This is a genomic window from Thermoanaerobacterium xylanolyticum LX-11, from assembly GCF_000189775.2.
In the GTDB taxonomy this organism is placed as follows: Bacteria; Bacillota; Thermoanaerobacteria; order Thermoanaerobacterales; family Thermoanaerobacteraceae; genus Thermoanaerobacterium; species Thermoanaerobacterium thermosulfurigenes.
This window is the reverse complement of sequence record NC_015555.1, coordinates 2,224,131-2,239,392: the sequence shown is the minus strand read 5'-3', so window position 1 is coordinate 2,239,392 and position 15,262 is coordinate 2,224,131. Positions and strand designations below refer to the sequence as shown.

Annotated in this window: 14 protein-coding genes; 13 read left to right on the top strand and 1 reads right to left on the bottom strand. The window is 34.0% G+C overall.

Translation table 11 applies throughout. The features are described from left to right. The first annotated feature begins 129 nt into the window (after positions 1 to 129). Positions 130 to 1,332 (top strand): ROK family transcriptional regulator, encoded by a 1,203-nt coding sequence (locus tag THEXY_RS10860; RefSeq protein ID WP_013788883.1) that lies wholly within the window; start codon positions 130 to 132, stop codon positions 1,330 to 1,332. A 116-nt stretch (positions 1,333 to 1,448) separates the two neighbouring features. Further along, a complete protein-coding gene (locus THEXY_RS10855; protein ID WP_013788882.1) occupies positions 1,449 to 3,062 on the top strand; it encodes an MBL fold metallo-hydrolase RNA specificity domain-containing protein in 1,614 nt (537 codons plus the stop codon). 247 nt (positions 3,063 to 3,309) lie between these two features. On the opposite strand, the gene THEXY_RS10850 is transcribed toward THEXY_RS10855, so the two are convergent. Then, positions 3,310 to 4,506: an IS701 family transposase gene (locus tag THEXY_RS10850; protein WP_013786955.1), complete on the bottom strand. Its 1,197-nt coding sequence runs from the start codon at positions 4,504 to 4,506 to the stop codon at positions 3,310 to 3,312. 244 nt (positions 4,507 to 4,750) lie between these two features. On the opposite strand from THEXY_RS10850, the gene THEXY_RS10845 reads away from it, so the two are divergent. The 11 genes from THEXY_RS10845 to THEXY_RS10795 all read left to right on the top strand — a co-directional run bounded on the left by THEXY_RS10845 (position 4,751) and on the right by THEXY_RS10795 (position 15,255). After that, on the top strand, positions 4,751 to 5,776 hold the full coding sequence (locus THEXY_RS10845; protein WP_013788881.1) for a LacI family DNA-binding transcriptional regulator: 1,026 nt from the start codon (positions 4,751 to 4,753) through the stop codon (positions 5,774 to 5,776). Positions 5,777 to 5,803: 27 nt separating this feature from the next. Beyond that, positions 5,804 to 6,433: a bifunctional 4-hydroxy-2-oxoglutarate aldolase/2-dehydro-3-deoxy-phosphogluconate aldolase gene (locus THEXY_RS10840; protein WP_013788880.1), complete on the top strand. Its 630-nt coding sequence runs from the start codon at positions 5,804 to 5,806 to the stop codon at positions 6,431 to 6,433. Positions 6,434 to 6,447: 14 nt separating this feature from the next. Then, positions 6,448 to 7,383, top strand: coding sequence for a sugar kinase (locus tag THEXY_RS10835; protein ID WP_013788879.1), 936 nt, complete (start codon positions 6,448 to 6,450; stop codon positions 7,381 to 7,383). Positions 7,384 to 7,481: 98 nt separating this feature from the next. Continuing rightward, complete coding sequence (locus THEXY_RS10830; RefSeq protein ID WP_013788878.1) at positions 7,482 to 7,694, top strand: hypothetical protein; 213 nt, start codon at positions 7,482 to 7,484, stop codon at positions 7,692 to 7,694. Between the two features lie 122 nt (positions 7,695 to 7,816). After that, positions 7,817 to 8,113: a colicin immunity domain-containing protein gene (locus tag THEXY_RS10825; protein ID WP_013788877.1), complete on the top strand. Its 297-nt coding sequence runs from the start codon at positions 7,817 to 7,819 to the stop codon at positions 8,111 to 8,113. A gap of 141 nt (positions 8,114 to 8,254) precedes the next feature. After that, positions 8,255 to 10,372, top strand: a complete 2,118-nt coding sequence (locus tag THEXY_RS10820) for a BglG family transcription antiterminator (protein WP_013788876.1) — start codon at positions 8,255 to 8,257, stop codon at positions 10,370 to 10,372. A gap of 97 nt (positions 10,373 to 10,469) precedes the next feature. Then, positions 10,470 to 10,742, top strand: a complete 273-nt coding sequence (locus THEXY_RS10815) for a PTS sugar transporter subunit IIB (protein WP_013788875.1) — start codon at positions 10,470 to 10,472, stop codon at positions 10,740 to 10,742. A gap of 35 nt (positions 10,743 to 10,777) precedes the next feature. Continuing rightward, the gene (locus THEXY_RS10810) at positions 10,778 to 12,097 is read left to right on the top strand and encodes a PTS ascorbate transporter subunit IIC (protein ID WP_013788874.1); all 1,320 of its coding nucleotides are present in this window, start codon (positions 10,778 to 10,780) and stop codon (positions 12,095 to 12,097) included. Between the two features lie 161 nt (positions 12,098 to 12,258). Continuing rightward, positions 12,259 to 13,317, top strand: coding sequence for an L-ascorbate 6-phosphate lactonase (ulaG, locus tag THEXY_RS10805; protein ID WP_013788873.1), 1,059 nt, complete (start codon positions 12,259 to 12,261; stop codon positions 13,315 to 13,317). A gap of 16 nt (positions 13,318 to 13,333) precedes the next feature. Beyond that, on the top strand, positions 13,334 to 14,377 hold the full coding sequence (locus tag THEXY_RS10800; protein WP_013788872.1) for a hypothetical protein: 1,044 nt from the start codon (positions 13,334 to 13,336) through the stop codon (positions 14,375 to 14,377). Positions 14,378 to 14,409: 32 nt separating this feature from the next. Next, entirely contained in the window at positions 14,410 to 15,255 is an 846-nt protein-coding gene (locus THEXY_RS10795) for an L-ribulose-5-phosphate 3-epimerase (protein ID WP_041592132.1), read from the top strand. The last annotated feature ends 7 nt before the right edge of the window (positions 15,256 to 15,262 follow it).

The window sequence follows — 15,262 nt, the reverse complement described above, 5'->3', positions numbered from 1 at the left end:
GAAAATTCGTCAAATTGTTAAACTTTTCTATGTGTTTTTCGATTATTATGTTAAGGTCATATCATTGAGTAAGCACATTTTGATATGGTATAATATGCTGGTGAAAACGAAGTATTGCAAGGTGATTAAATGATAACAGGTGATCAGTTGCTGATAAAACAAATTAATAAATCTATCGTTTTAAACACTATCCGCAAAAAAGGCATAATATCGAGAGCTGACTTGGCAAATATTACAGGGCTTAATAAATCGACAGTTTCTTCTTTAGTTGATGAGCTTATAAAAGAAGGCTTTGTAGAGGAAGAAGGACCTGGCGAGTCAAAAGGCGGCAGAAAACCAATAATGCTTATGATAAATAGCCTGGCTGGTTGCGTCATTGGCGTAGATCTTGATGTAAATTACATCCTCGTCATTTTGACAGACATACTTGCAAACATATTGTGGCAAAAGCGGATAAATTTAAAGATCGGTGAAAGCAAGGAAGATGTCATATCTAAGATGCTGGAACTTATAGATGAGGCTATAAAAAATTCACCAAATACGGTGAAGGGAATATTAGGTATAGGTATCGGTGTACCTGGCATTACAGATTATAAAAGAGGCGTTGTGTTAAAAGCTCCAAACTTAAATTGGGAAAACGTGGAGCTTAAAAAGATGGTGGAAGAGAGATTCGATTTAAAAGTGTACATCGACAATGAGGCTAATACAGGTGCTATTGGTGAGAAGTGGTTTGGAGGAGGCAGAAACGCTAAAAATTTTGTCTACGTCAGTGCAGGCATCGGCATAGGTACAGGAATCATAATCAATAATGAGCTTTACAGGGGTTCCAGCGGATTAGCAGGTGAGATGGGGCACATGACGATTGATATAAATGACCACATGTGCAGTTGTGGAAACAGAGGATGCTGGGAAAACTATGCATCTGAAAAGTCACTTTTTCAATTTATAAAAGAAAGGCTTGAAGCAGGACAGAAAGATGACTTTATAGACAGTGAAAACATTGATTCTCTTGATATAAACGATATTGCAGGCTATGCGGAGCTGGGAAGCCCACTTGCTATCGATGCGATAAACGAAATTTCTAAAAATTTAAGCGTTGGAATTGTAAATATAGTTAATACATTTAACCCGGATTTGGTGCTTATAGGCAATACATTATCTGCTATTGGTGATATGTTGATAGACGCTGTCAAAGAGTACGTAAAAGAGAAATGTCTTGTATCAAGGTACAATGATGTTGCTATTGAGATCTCTAAGCTTGGAATGCTGGAAAGAGCCATAGGCGCTGTTACACTTGTCATATCTGAAGTGTTTTCGTATCCTGGATTGTAAAAGCGAGATGAAAGATTTAAGTCTTTCCTCGCTTTTTTTGTTAATTGTAGTATAATATTATTAAGACTATTGATAAAATCTTGAATATTTTTATCAATTGCGAGAGGAGAGATATGATGAAGATCACTTTTTTAGGTGCCGCAAAGGAAGTAACAGGTTCTTGCTATCTTGTGGAGACTGAAAAATCAAAATTTCTGATAGATTGTGGCATGTTTCAAGGAAGCGAAATAGAAGATGAGTACAATTATCAAGAGTTTGCATTTGATATTGCAGATATTGACTTCATGCTTTTGACACACGCTCATATAGATCACAGCGGAAGGATTCCCCTTCTTTTTAAAAGAGGATATAGAAAAAAGATATACGCAACTAAAGGCACTGTAGATCTTTGTGAATACATGCTGCAGGACAGTGGACATATACAGCAGATTGAAAATGAGTGGAAGAATAGGAAAAGAAAGAGGGCAGGAAAAACGCTTAGAATGCCGCTTTACACTGCTGACGACGGAAAAGCAGCAATGCAGCTTTTTTGCGGTGTCAATTATGATGAGATAATAGAGCCATCAGAAGATGTAAAAGTAAAGTTCAATGATGCAGGACACATGCTGGGTTCATCTATATTGGAAATTTGGGTAAAAGAAGGTGGAAAAGAGACGAAGGTAGTTTTTTCGGGGGATTTGGGAAACAAAAATATACCGATTTTGAGAGATCCTACAATAATAGACGAAGCGGACTATCTTGTGTGTGAATCTACATACGGTGATAGGCTGCATGAAGACGTAGGCGACAAAGCCAAAAAGCTTATGGAGATAATAAAAAAGACCATATCAAGAGGAGGTAATGTGATAATACCATCGTTTGCCGTAGGAAGGACACAAGAGCTGTTATATGAGATACATAAAGATGAAGAACTTTACAAAAATGAGATAGAGTACATAAGCAAAGTGCCTGTGTACGTAGATAGCCCTCTTGCTACGTCAGTCACAGATGTATTTAGAAAACATCTTGATTATTTTGATGACGAAGCCAGAAGCTATGTGGAAAATGGCGATTATCCACTGGATTTTCCAAATTTGCATTTCACTCATTCGACAGAAGAGTCAAAGGCGCTTAATGACCTTAAAGAACCTGTCATAATTATTTCAGCCAGTGGTATGTGTGAGGCCGGTCGCATAAAACATCATTTAAAGCACAATCTTTGGAGGTCTGACAGCACAATAGTATTTGTTGGCTATCAGGCTAAAGGGACTCTTGGTAGGAGAATATTGGAAGGTGAAAAGACTGTAAATATATTTGGAGAGGAAATAACAGTCAACGCAGAGATCCAAAACATAGAAAGTTTCTCTGGGCACGCCGATCAAAAAGGCATTATGGATTGGATATCGTCATTTAAGAAAAAGCCTAAAAAAGTATTTATTGTTCACGGCGAAGATAGTGCCCAAAAGGTACTTTCAGAGAAGATAAAGGATGTGTTTAACATTGAAACTGTCATTCCATCAAAGTACGATACGTATGACTTTGAGTCTGATGAAGTAAATGTGACAGAAATCCCATTGCCGTCAGATGATGAGATACTAAGACAGATAGAAGAATTGAGGACGGAAAACGATAAGATTTTGTCAAGACTTAAAGACATCATAAGTCAAAATAGAGGAAAGGTAAAAGAAGTCGGCAGCGATTTAGCAGCAATGTCAGATGTATTGTCGAGATTAAAAAGAAGATTTAGCTAATTATTGTGCGCCACAGTGCGCACTTTTTTGTTGTAACAAAATAATTGTATATGTTATAATATCATTAATTTTTTTATACTATTTTTAGGATTGTCTTTCGCTTTTCTAAATTTTCTTATGGGAATTTAATAGTTATATATATTTTTACAAAATGATGTACTCTACTTTAGAGAAAAAAGTTTACTAATTTTACTATAGATGAGAAAAATTGATAACAAAATATTACCATCAAATAGATGCACTACACCTATGCTAACTGTAGTTCTGCTAAAATTTTATCAATAGATACATTATTATTAGCTCGCTCATACAGCCATTGAACACGCTGCTTTTGTACTTCTTTGCGTACTATTTTTATTCCTTGCCCAAATTTGCAATATTCGTCACCTGAAGTCGTACAATACAGGTATGTCAATGATATAAGCCATAATAATCTATCTATTGATTTTGTTGAGCGTACTTGATATGTATTTAGTCCAAGATTATTCTTTGTCTGCCTAAAGAATATTTCTATAGGCCATCTTTGACTGTAGTAATTTAGAATAGTCTCGGTATCTAATTCAGTATCAGTACAGATAAATGCATGTAGAGCATTCTGATTTTTAAAAGCTTTCTCAGGCCAACACAATACTACTACAGCATTATCTATTCCATTTAAGGCTCCTTCATAGCGATATACCCAGTAATTAGAACCGTTTACTGTAACGAGGCAAACTTCGTTCTTTTCGATATATTGGGCAAAATCTTTTATCTGAATTCTGATACCTTGTGGATAGATAATTCTGTTAGTTTTTAGTGCTCCTATGAGATGGTATCCTCTTTCGAAATGTGCTTCTATTACTTTTTTGTTTATGTACCATGAATCACATAGTCCATATGCTGGTCCTTTAGGTATTGGAAGCATAGATACCATTTCGCATATTCTTTCGATTTTGCTTTTGCCACCTTTTTCATAGCGCTCAATACAGTAAGGTAATACCACATTGCCGCAAGATAGCATCATGGTAAGAAGTTGATGTCCCCAAACTTGCTTCCCTTTTAAATGTGATTGATGGAATCCTGTTGCCTGGATAGTATGTTTAGCCTGTGACGAAGGCTTTGTCTTTTCAGCAATAGTATCATCAAAAATCACAAATATCGGCTTGTTGCTAGTTTGGGATAATTCAAATATAATGCGAATAACTTCTCGCCTTATTGCTCTCCATGCATACTCTATATTCCAAACACCTTGGCTTAAGAATTTGCCAAATGTAGTTCTATGGCAATTAGCAAGGCTTAAATTAACTATATCTGTAACAGTACCACTATAACCTTTTTGAGTGGCAGCAATTATAAATTCTACAATATGACGAATAACAGGTTTAGTAAAATATAATGCAAAATTTAATTTCATTAAGTACTGGATTATTGATGAATTTTCTGTTATTCTTTTATTATGAGACATTTGCTCCACTCCTATGATTAATATTGTTATAGGGTAACAACATATTAATACCATAGAAGCGAGCATTTGTCTCTATTTTTTATTAAATTTTTTCATGTAAGTTTATTATGGTAATTTATGTTAGTGAATTTTCTCATCTATAGTAATTTTAATTAAACAAGAAGGATTTTTAAATATTGTGTAGAATATATTATATATACCGGTTTCGTAAACTGGTTTCTAAAAAATAAATGTTGGTGATTACATGAGCAATGATAACTTTAAAATCACGATCGATTATGTGGCGAAAAAAGCAGGTGTCTCAAAGACGACTATCTCCCGCTTCTTAAATGGCCGATTTGAGTACATGTCAGATGCCACAAGGGAAAACATCAAAAAAGTCATAGAAGAGCTTAACTATAGACCCAATAATTTAGCTCGCAGTTTAAAGCTTAATAGGTCAAATCTTATAGGCGTCCTTGTATCTGACATAGGCAATCATTTTTCGTCTATACTTGTTAAAGGAATAGAGAAAGTCTTAAAAGAAAAGGGATATAATCTGATAATAGCCAGCACAGATAATAATGCTACAAAAGAAAGAGAGTACATCTTATCACTTTTAGACAACAATGTAGACGGGCTTGTAATAAACACCGCTGGAGGCAATGACGAGTTTTTGATAGGACTGTCTAAAAAAGGCTTACCTGTAGTATTGGCTGATAGAAGCATAAAAGATACGGTATTTGATACAGTTGTTGTCAACAACTACGAAGTTACGTCGGAGCTTATTTTGCACCTTATAAAAAATGGATATGAAAGAATAGGTTTTTTTACTGAAAGGATAGGCGATATAAGCACCAGAACCGAAAGAAAGCAGGCATTTACAGATGTCTCAAAAAAATACGGAATAGATAACAACAATTTGATATTTGAAGTAGACGATGATTTAAACAAAATTGAAGAGAATATAGTATTAATGATGAGAGACTATAAGAAGTGCAGGACGGCATTATTTGCTGTAAATGGTGTTGTGCTTTTAAATGTACTACAAGTCGTAAATAAGATGAATTTAAAGGTACCTGATGATGTTGCCGTATGTGGTTACGACGATTGGGGATGGGCGTCCCTTATACCGCCAGGAATTACTACCATATCGCAGCCTACCTATGAAGTTGGTGTGGAATCAGCAAAAATGCTTATTAACAGGATAAGTAGAGGCGATGAAATTGAACCTAAAAAGGTTGTTTTAAAAGCGGAGCTTGTAATAAGGGGATCTACCAGATCTCATTAAATAAAATATATAGAAAGGATGATTTATATGAGTTTTAAGGAAATAAAAGAGAAAACAAAAGGCGGGATATTTTCAGTCATAAGGTGCAAAGATTATGAATTGGGACTTAAGATGGCAGAGAAAGTCATAGAAAGCGGCATAAACATAATAGAGATAACGTACACTGTGGATGGAGCAGGGAAGCTTATTGAGGAACTTAAAAGGAAATATCCTGATAAAATAGTAGGTGCAGGGACAGTATTAGAGCTAAATCAGGCAGAGGAAGCTGTAGGAAATGGGGCAGATTTTGTGGTGACACCCTGCATTGTTGAGGAAGTGGCAGCATATTGCAAGAAAAATGACGTATTTTTCTCGATGGCAGCAGCTACAACTACGGAGATGTATAAAGCTTACAAGATGGGCTCAGAAGTCATTAAGCTTTTCCCTGGAGAATTTGTCGATTCAAAGATAATAAAATCTCTCAAAGGACCATTTCCATTTCTGGAGTTTATGCCTACAGGCGGCGTAAATGATGAGAATATAAATGAGTGGTTTGAAAACGGCGCATATGCAGTTGGTGTAGGCGGTTATCTGACAAAGGGAATAAACTTTGACAATTTGGATCTTTTAGAGGAAAGAGCAAAAAGGCTCGTAAATGCATTGAAGCAAATTGGATAAGTAGGTGATACATTTTGGCAAAGGTTTTATTGGCAGGAGAACCTATGGCATTGTTCATTGCAGATGAAGAAGGTACTCTTGACAATGTCAGCAATTTTACGAAGGCATTGGCAGGTGCAGAAGCAAATGTGGCCATAGGCTTAAGTAGGCTTGGGCATAATGTTAAGTACATTACGAAGCTTGGCAATGACCCTTTCGGAAAGTACATTTACAAGAAATTGTCGGAAGAAAAAATCGATGTTTCATCTATAAAGTTTACAGATGAGTACCCGACAGGTTTTATGCTTAAATCAAAGACATCAGAAGGAGATCCAGATATATTTTACTTTAGAAAGGGTTCAGCAGCATCACACATAACACCTGACGACATTGATTGTGATGTGAGTCGGCTTAAGCACATACACATTACAGGCATAACAGCGGCTCTTTCAAAAGACACATTGAATACTGTCTACAAAATGATTCAGATTGGAAAAGAAAATGGCATAAGGATTTCATTTGATCCCAATATACGAAAGAGCCTGTGGAAAAGCGAAGATGAGATGGTGACTACGTTAAACGACATCGCATACAATTGCAATATTGTCATGCCAGGTATAAAAGAAGGCTTGATTTTGACAGGATCGAATGATGTTGATGATATAGCTGATTTTTACTTAAAGCGAGGAGTTGAAGCTGTTATCATAAAGATTGGTGACAAAGGAGCATATGTCAAGACAAAAGACGAAAGCTTTACTGTAAGAGGGTATAAAGTTGAAAAAGTAGTTGACACGGTGGGCGCTGGAGATGGATTTGCAACAGGTGTAATAAGCGGGCTGTTAGAAGGGCTTACGCTAAAAGATGCAGTAAAAAGAGGCAATGCAATAGGTGCGATAATAATCATGTCGCCAGGTGACAACGATGGACTGCCGGATAGAGATACATTGGAAAAATTTATGAATGAAAATTAAATGTGAGCCTTCTCAAGAGTAGTCTGAGAAGGCTTTTTATACTATATAGGTGATGCTTAGAAATTGACGCAAGTATATTAAAGCAGTATAATGAACTTATGGAGAAGCAAAACGGTGGTATAATGTTAAGAGGGAAGAATTATTCGGAGGAATATAAGGCGAAATTAGTTGAGACATATAATTATTTTAAAGAAAATGGATATAATTTTACTGAACATGCTTTAAATAGAATATTAGGTCGTATGGGACAAGGTAAAATATTTTCAATAGAGGATGTTTTAGATACTTTAACAAATGGCAAAAAATATTAAGAACCTGATGGCACGATTGTTAGATTTAAGAATAATTTATCAGTGCATATAGCGAAGGATAATGGAGATATTAAAACCGTAATAGCGAGAAAAAGACCTAAACTAGATTGGAGGGAGATTGAATGAAAGCAGTAGAGTATTTAGTCGAATTAGCTAATAAATATTTAATAGGTGAGATAGATGCAAAATCATTTTCTGAGAAGTTCGAGTCATATTTCTATGAAGCAGAAGAAGCTATCTATGATTATGATAAAAAAATTTATAATGTATTAGATAATATACGGGAAGCAATAGCATATTATGAGTCGGATGAGAACATCAGAGAAAAAACCAAGTATTTAATCGATGATGATGAATTAAATCATAAAGTCAAAATAAATCTTGAAAAACTTAAAAATATTAGCATTAAAACTGCATAGATAAACTATACCGTCAAGACTAAAAGTCGAGGCGGTATTTTTGTTTTGTAAAATGCAGTATAATATATAGTGCAATTTTGCCATAATTGATTTGAAAAATGTTAAGCTTTTCAAGAAAGATAAAAGGTAATATAATTTATAATGAAAGAGGTGATAATTATCATACTCAATGAAAGGTGCACACATATACTGATAAAGCTTGTTAATTCAAGCCTCCCGGTCAAGATCACTGAACTGGCCAGTTCATTTAAAGTGAGCTCAAGGACGATAAGATACGACCTTGATGCAATTGATGAATTTTTAAAGTACAACAATTTGCCACAATTAATGAGAAAACCAAATGTAGGTGTGAAATTTTCTGAATCATTGGAAGATAGAAAAAAGGCATTAGATATTTTAGACGACGTAAGCATTTACCATTATGCACTTTCGCAAAAAGAAAGGGTTAATATAATTTTAAGCAATTTGATGGGGCAGAAAGATTATACGACGATAAACACACTGGCAGACAAATTATTGGTATCAAGAAGCACTATAATAAATGACCTTGAAAATGTGAGAAAATGGCTTTTAGAGCATGGGCTTGAGCTTAAGTCAGTGCCAAAGTATGGATTGAAAGTCATAGGAGATGAGAAAAGAGTCAGAAAAGCTGCTATAGAACTTCTTACTGAAACGGTAGATATAGAAAAAGTGCTTGACATCGTGAAATCGCCTATGTACACGAAGATAAATGTAGGCATGGACAACGAAATAAAAAGGCTCTTTCAAGATATTGATATATCGTACATTGAAGAATGCATAAGAATTGCGGAAAATGAATTGGAGACGGTATTTTCCGATGCGGCTTTTACGGGATTAGTTGCCCACATTGCAATTGCCATAAAGAGGATAGAGCTTGGAAGAGACATCATAATGCCTACAGAAGAATTAAAATCGCTGGAAATGACAAAGGAATTCAGTGTCGCTTCAAATATAGCTAAGATGCTTGAAAAGCATTTTAATGTCAACATACCTATAGATGAGATTGGCTATATGACTGTCCATCTTTTAGGGAGTAATGTAACGAATAAGAAAAGCAACAAAGATAAAAATTGGCTTGAACTGGAGCTTATTACGAAAAAAATTATAAGCAATGTAGAAAGAGAAGTAAATATAGACTTATCCAGAGATGTGCAGCTTTTTGAAGGCCTTTTAGAGCATGTAAGGCCTACGGTATACAGATTAAGCCATGGCTTAGAGCTGAAGAATCCAGTATTGGATGAAATAAAAAGGAATTACAGCAGGCTTTTTGAAGTAGTGAAAGGATGTTTAAAGCCCTTAGAAGAATATGCAGGAAATAAGCTTAATGATGAAGAAATCGGTTATTTTGTGATGCATTTCGGTGCTGCTATAGAGAGGCAAAAATCACTGGTAATAAATAGAATGGATGTGCTTGTTGTATGTGGCACAGGAATTGGAACGGCAAAGATGCTGTCATCAAGGCTTCAATCGGTTTTCAATGTAAATATAAAAGGAACTGTAGCATACCATCAAGTAAAAGACGAATTAAAGAAAAAACATGTTGATTTGATAGTGTCTACTGTTCCAGTGGATGCGGAAGGAATTAAAACTGTAGTTGTAAATCCTTTGTTAACTGAAAATGACATTGAGAAGTTGAAATTGTTTATAAAAAATGACAGGACATACGCAATCAAGTTAGACGATCTAATTGAAATTATTGAGAAGCATTGCAGTATTTTAAACAGGCAAAAACTGATCGAAGAACTTAAAGAATTCTTAGATATAGAAGATGTAAACGAAGAGAGAGGAGTTGCAGAACCATTGTTAAAAGACCTTTTGACAGAAAAGACTATTAGGCTGAATGTTGAAGTGAAGGATTGGGAAGAAGCAGTAAGGATTGGAGGTGAGCTTCTAGAAAAAGATGGCGCCATAGAGCATAGGTATATAGACGCAATGATAGATTCTGTGAAAGAGATAGGACCATATATTGTCATTGCACCGGGTATAGCAATGCCTCATGCAAGACCAGAATCAGGAGCTAAAAAAATAGGCATGAGCCTCATCACTCTTAAAAATCCAGTAAATTTCGGCAATAAAGAAAATGATCCAGTAAAAATAGTTGTATGCCTTTGTGCCATAGACCATTCATCACACTTAAAAGCACTATCGGAGTTGGTGGAACTGCTGGGGGATGATGAGAAAGTTAAAAAGATAAAATATGCAGAAGATAGAGAAACAGTACTAAAATATATAAATTAAATACCAAATTGATTTCGAAGAAAAATTTTAAAAATATGTTATTGCAGGCTGTTTTGCAGGAAAATTACATAAAGTAGTTATTAGGAGGTGGATTTTTATGAAAATAGTAACAATTTGCGGTATGGGAGTAGGAACAAGTGTTATAGCAAAGATGAATGTAGAAAATCTCTTGAAGAAATTAAACTTAGATGGTGATGTTCAATCATGCGATTTAGGTAGTGTTACTTCCACAAATGCAGACATTTATGTAACAACAAAAGAGATATATGAAACTTTACCTGATTCGATTAAAAGTAAGACTATACAGATTTCAAATTTTGTTGTAATGAAAGAAGTTGAAGAAGCATTAATCCCTGTCTTAAAAAAATAATTTTTAAAATAAATCAAATGAAGGAGGAAAAATTTATGAATTTAATAACCAATAATATAATTATCCATTTTATAATATTTCAGTTAATGGATAAAGCTCCAATCTTTCTTGGCTTAGTAGCACTTGTAGGTTTACTTTTGCAGAAAAAGAAATCTGTTGAAGTTGTTGATGGTGTAGTTAAGACGATGATTGGAATGGTACTTTTATCAACAGGTGCAGGAGTTTTAAGTGGTACTGTCGGTCCTATTATGAGCACATTAAGTAAAGCTTTAAATGTAAAAGGTGTTATGCCTGCTAATGAAGCTGCATTTGGAGTAGCTATGGGTACAAAATTAGCGGATGCTATTACAATTACTTTTATTCTTGGTTTTTTTATTCATGTATTTTTAGCAAGAATAACACCATTTAAAAATACAAAAAATGTGTATTTAACTGCACATATGATGTTTTTCTTATCTGCTTTTTTAAATTTGGCTTTACCCAGCATTATAAAGATAAGTAATACTGGAACTATTATATTAGCTTCTATACTTGCAGCTCTTTATTGGACATATTTGCCGTCACTACCAAGAATTATAGGTAAAAGTTTTTTGAATGATACAATTACAATTGGGCATTGCAACATGACTGGTGCATTTATGGGTCATTATATTGGGAAATGGTTTGGAAATAAAGAACAGGATGCTGAAAACTTAAAGTTACCTGGTTTTCTCTCTGTATTTAAAGATAATACTATAGTTACAACAACTTTGATGATATTATTGTTTTTAGGAATTGGAATAGCAACTGGTTCGAAAAATATGACAACATTAAGCGGGAATACAAATTGGGTTGTTTGGGTTTTTATACAAAGTTTAACTTTTGCTGCAGGAATGGTTATACTTTTATCTGGTGTAAGGATGTTGATAGCTGCAATTGTGCCAGCATTTAAGGGTATATCTGACAAAATAATACCTAATGCTATACCAGCTGTAGATTGTGCTGCATTTTTCCCATATTCGCCTAATGGTGCAGTTATCGGATTTATAGGTTCAGTAGTAGGCGCATTAGTTGTATTAGCATTGTTAATTTCAATAAAAAGTTCAATTATTATTTTCCCAAGTCCAATTATAATGGTTTTTGATGGTGGCGTTGTAGGTGTTTTTGCTAATAAAACAGGTGGCTGGAGGGGATCTTTGATTGCAGGATTTGTGAATAGTTTTATAGCACATCTAGGATTGGTAGCTTTGTATCCATTAATGGGTTGTGTTTATGGATCTGGATTAATGTTTTCTAATATAGATTGGACAGTAGTTTGGTTGCCAGTGCTATATATTATTAAGGCAATTGGATCATTGTTTGGATTTGCAATTTAATCATTTATTGTATTTAAAAAATCGGCAAGTACAGCTTAAAAATTCAAACTATATAGAAATATTCAAAAACTTTTATATTATGAATCACAAGATATACTTGCCGATTTTTAATTATGTATTTTTATAAATTTTATCAGAAATAAAAGGAGATGTGGTATATTATGAGCAAAATTTCCGAAATTACAAGAGAAAAATGGATATTAGGGGCTTTTCCTGAATGGGGAACGTGGCTTAATGAGGAAATAGATGAAACACAAGTATTGCCAGGTACATTTGCTATGTGGTGGGTTGGATGTACAGGAATTTGGATTAAAACAGAAAACAATACTAATATAGCTATAGATCTTTGGTTTGGCAATGGTAAAAGAACACAGAAAAATAAAGAAATGGATTTATTTCATCAAATGAGAAATATGTCGGGTGGAAGAGCAACGCAGCCTAACCTTCGTGCAGCACCTATTGTATTTGATCCTTTTGCAGTAACGACGGTGGATGCGGTTTTGTCTACACATTTCCACAATGATCATATTGATCCATTCTTTGCGGCGGCAGTGATAAATAATTGTTCTGATGATGTTCCATTTATAGGTCCACTAAAAAGCGTAGAAAAATGGTTAAGCTACGGTGTGCCAAAGGAAAGATGTAAAGTTGTAAAACCGGGAGATATAGTTAAAATTAAAGATTGCGAGATTGTAGTACTCGATTCTTTTGATAGAACATGTATTGTTACAGCAAATGAAGATATTCGTGGTAAATGTCCTACTGATATGGACGAAAAGGCGGTCAATTATCTTATTAAAACACCCGCTGGTTCTGTATATCATAGTGGAGATTCGCATTACTCTATTTATTTTGCAAAACATGGTAAAGATTATCAGATAGATGTAGCCTTGGGTTCTTTTGGTGAGAATCCTGTAGGTGTTCAGGATAAAATGACTTCTGTAGACATTTTGAGAATGGCGGAAGCATTAAATTGCAAAATTGTTATACCTGTCCATTATGATGTGTGGACAAATTTTAAAGCTGATCCCGAGGAAATATTAATGCTTTATAAATTTAAGAAAGATATTTTGGATTACAAATTTAAGGTATTTATTTGGGACGTGGGTGGAAAATATGTATGGCCTACAGATAAAGATAAAATAAAATATCACTATCGCAGAGGATTTGAAGATTGCTTCACAGATGAACCAAATGTTCCTTTCCGGTCAATATTATAGAAAGGTGAGTTTGCGCATGAAAGTGGATAGAAAAAAAATAGGAGAATTAGAAAAATGTTATTCAATGACTTTACTTGATTATAATAATTCTAAACATATTGTTGTAGCAACAGAGAAAATAGGTAAATGTTTTTTATTTGATTTAGATGGAAATTTAGAAGAAACTATATGGGATGGATATGGAGGTACTATGTCCATCGTACAGGTACCTGGATCAAATGGTCAATTTTTAGCAACTCATAAATTTTATTCACCAAATGATTCAAAGAATGCTTCTATTGTAGTGGTAAGTCCCAAAGGTAAAGATTATTGGGAAATAAGAACATTAGTGAATTTACCTTTTGTTCATCGTTTTGATATTATAACTAGAAATGGCATCAATTATTTGATTGTATGTACTATAAAATCTGGTCATGAATACAAAGATGATTGGACAATTCCAGGCAAAGTATATTCAGCAGTACTACCTGATAATTTAGAGGATTTTAATGATAATAATCAATTGCAATTAGAAGTTATAAAAGATGGGATGTCAAAAAATCACGGATATTACCGCTATTTGAATAATGGTTCACAAAGCGCTGTGATTTCATGTGAGCAAGGTGTTTTTCATTTTGTTCCTCCAGCAAATATCAATGGGAAATGGACGATTGAAAAACTTATATCAACACCAGCAAGTGATGCATTACTCTTAGACTTTGATAATGATGGTATTGATGAATTAGTGGTCTTTTCGCCTTTTCATGGTGATAATCTTATTATTTATAAAAAAGATAATGAAAAATATACAGAAGTATTTTCAACGAAAATGGAATTTCTTCATGCAATTTATGGTGGGCTTATTTGTGGCAAACCAATGATTATTGTTGGGCATAGAGGTGGAAAACGTAATTTAATTGCTATAACTTACAATGATAAAACAGGAAACTATGATTTAGAAATACTTGATACGAACGCTGGTGCGGCAAATGTAATTACCTATAAGAACAAAAGCAAGGATATAATAATAGCAACTAATCGAGAGATTAATGAGATAACAATGTATACTTTACAATGCTAAAGTCAAAAACATAAAATTTAGGTGATGATTTTATGAGGACGTATATGATAGGTTTATATGAAAAAGCAATGCCAATGCAATTAAGCTGGAAGGAAAAGTTAGAAATAGCTAAAGCGGCTAATTATGATTATGTGGAAATGAGTATTGATGAAACAGATGAAAAATTAGCAAGATTAGATATGACCAAGAAAGACAGATTAGAACTTATAGAAACTATGTATGATGTTGGAATACCAATCCGTACAATGTGCTTGAGTGGACACAGGAAATATCCATTAGGAAGCAGCAATTATGAAATAAGTAATAAGAGTTTAGAAATTATGGAGAAAGCAATTAAATTAGCAGATGATTTAGGAATAAGAGTAATAATGATTGCTGGATATGATGTTTATTATGAAAATTCAACTTCAGAAACTCAAAAGAGATTTTTTGAGAATGTAAAAAAAGCAGTTTTAATGGCAGCAAAGTATGGAATAATGCTTGGATTTGAAACTATGGAGACCGAATTTATGAATACCGTATGGAAGGCAATGTTCTTTATAAAAAATATTAACTCACCATATTTAGGAATATATCCGGATAGCGGTAATATAAAAAATGCGTCACTGTTGTATGGCTCAGATGTATATGATGATTTAAAATCAGGTGTTGGGCATATTTTTTCATTACATTTGAAAGAAACATTGCCAGGAAAGTTTAGAGAAGTACCATATGGAAGTGGACATGTAGACTTTGAAAAAACTATAAAAACTGCTTGGAGTATTGGGGTTAGAAGGTATGTAACGGAATTTTGGTACATGGGAAATAAAAATTGGAAAGAAGATTTAATAAATATAAATAAGAAGATGAGAAAAATTTTAGACGCAATGACAGATTAGCATAAAA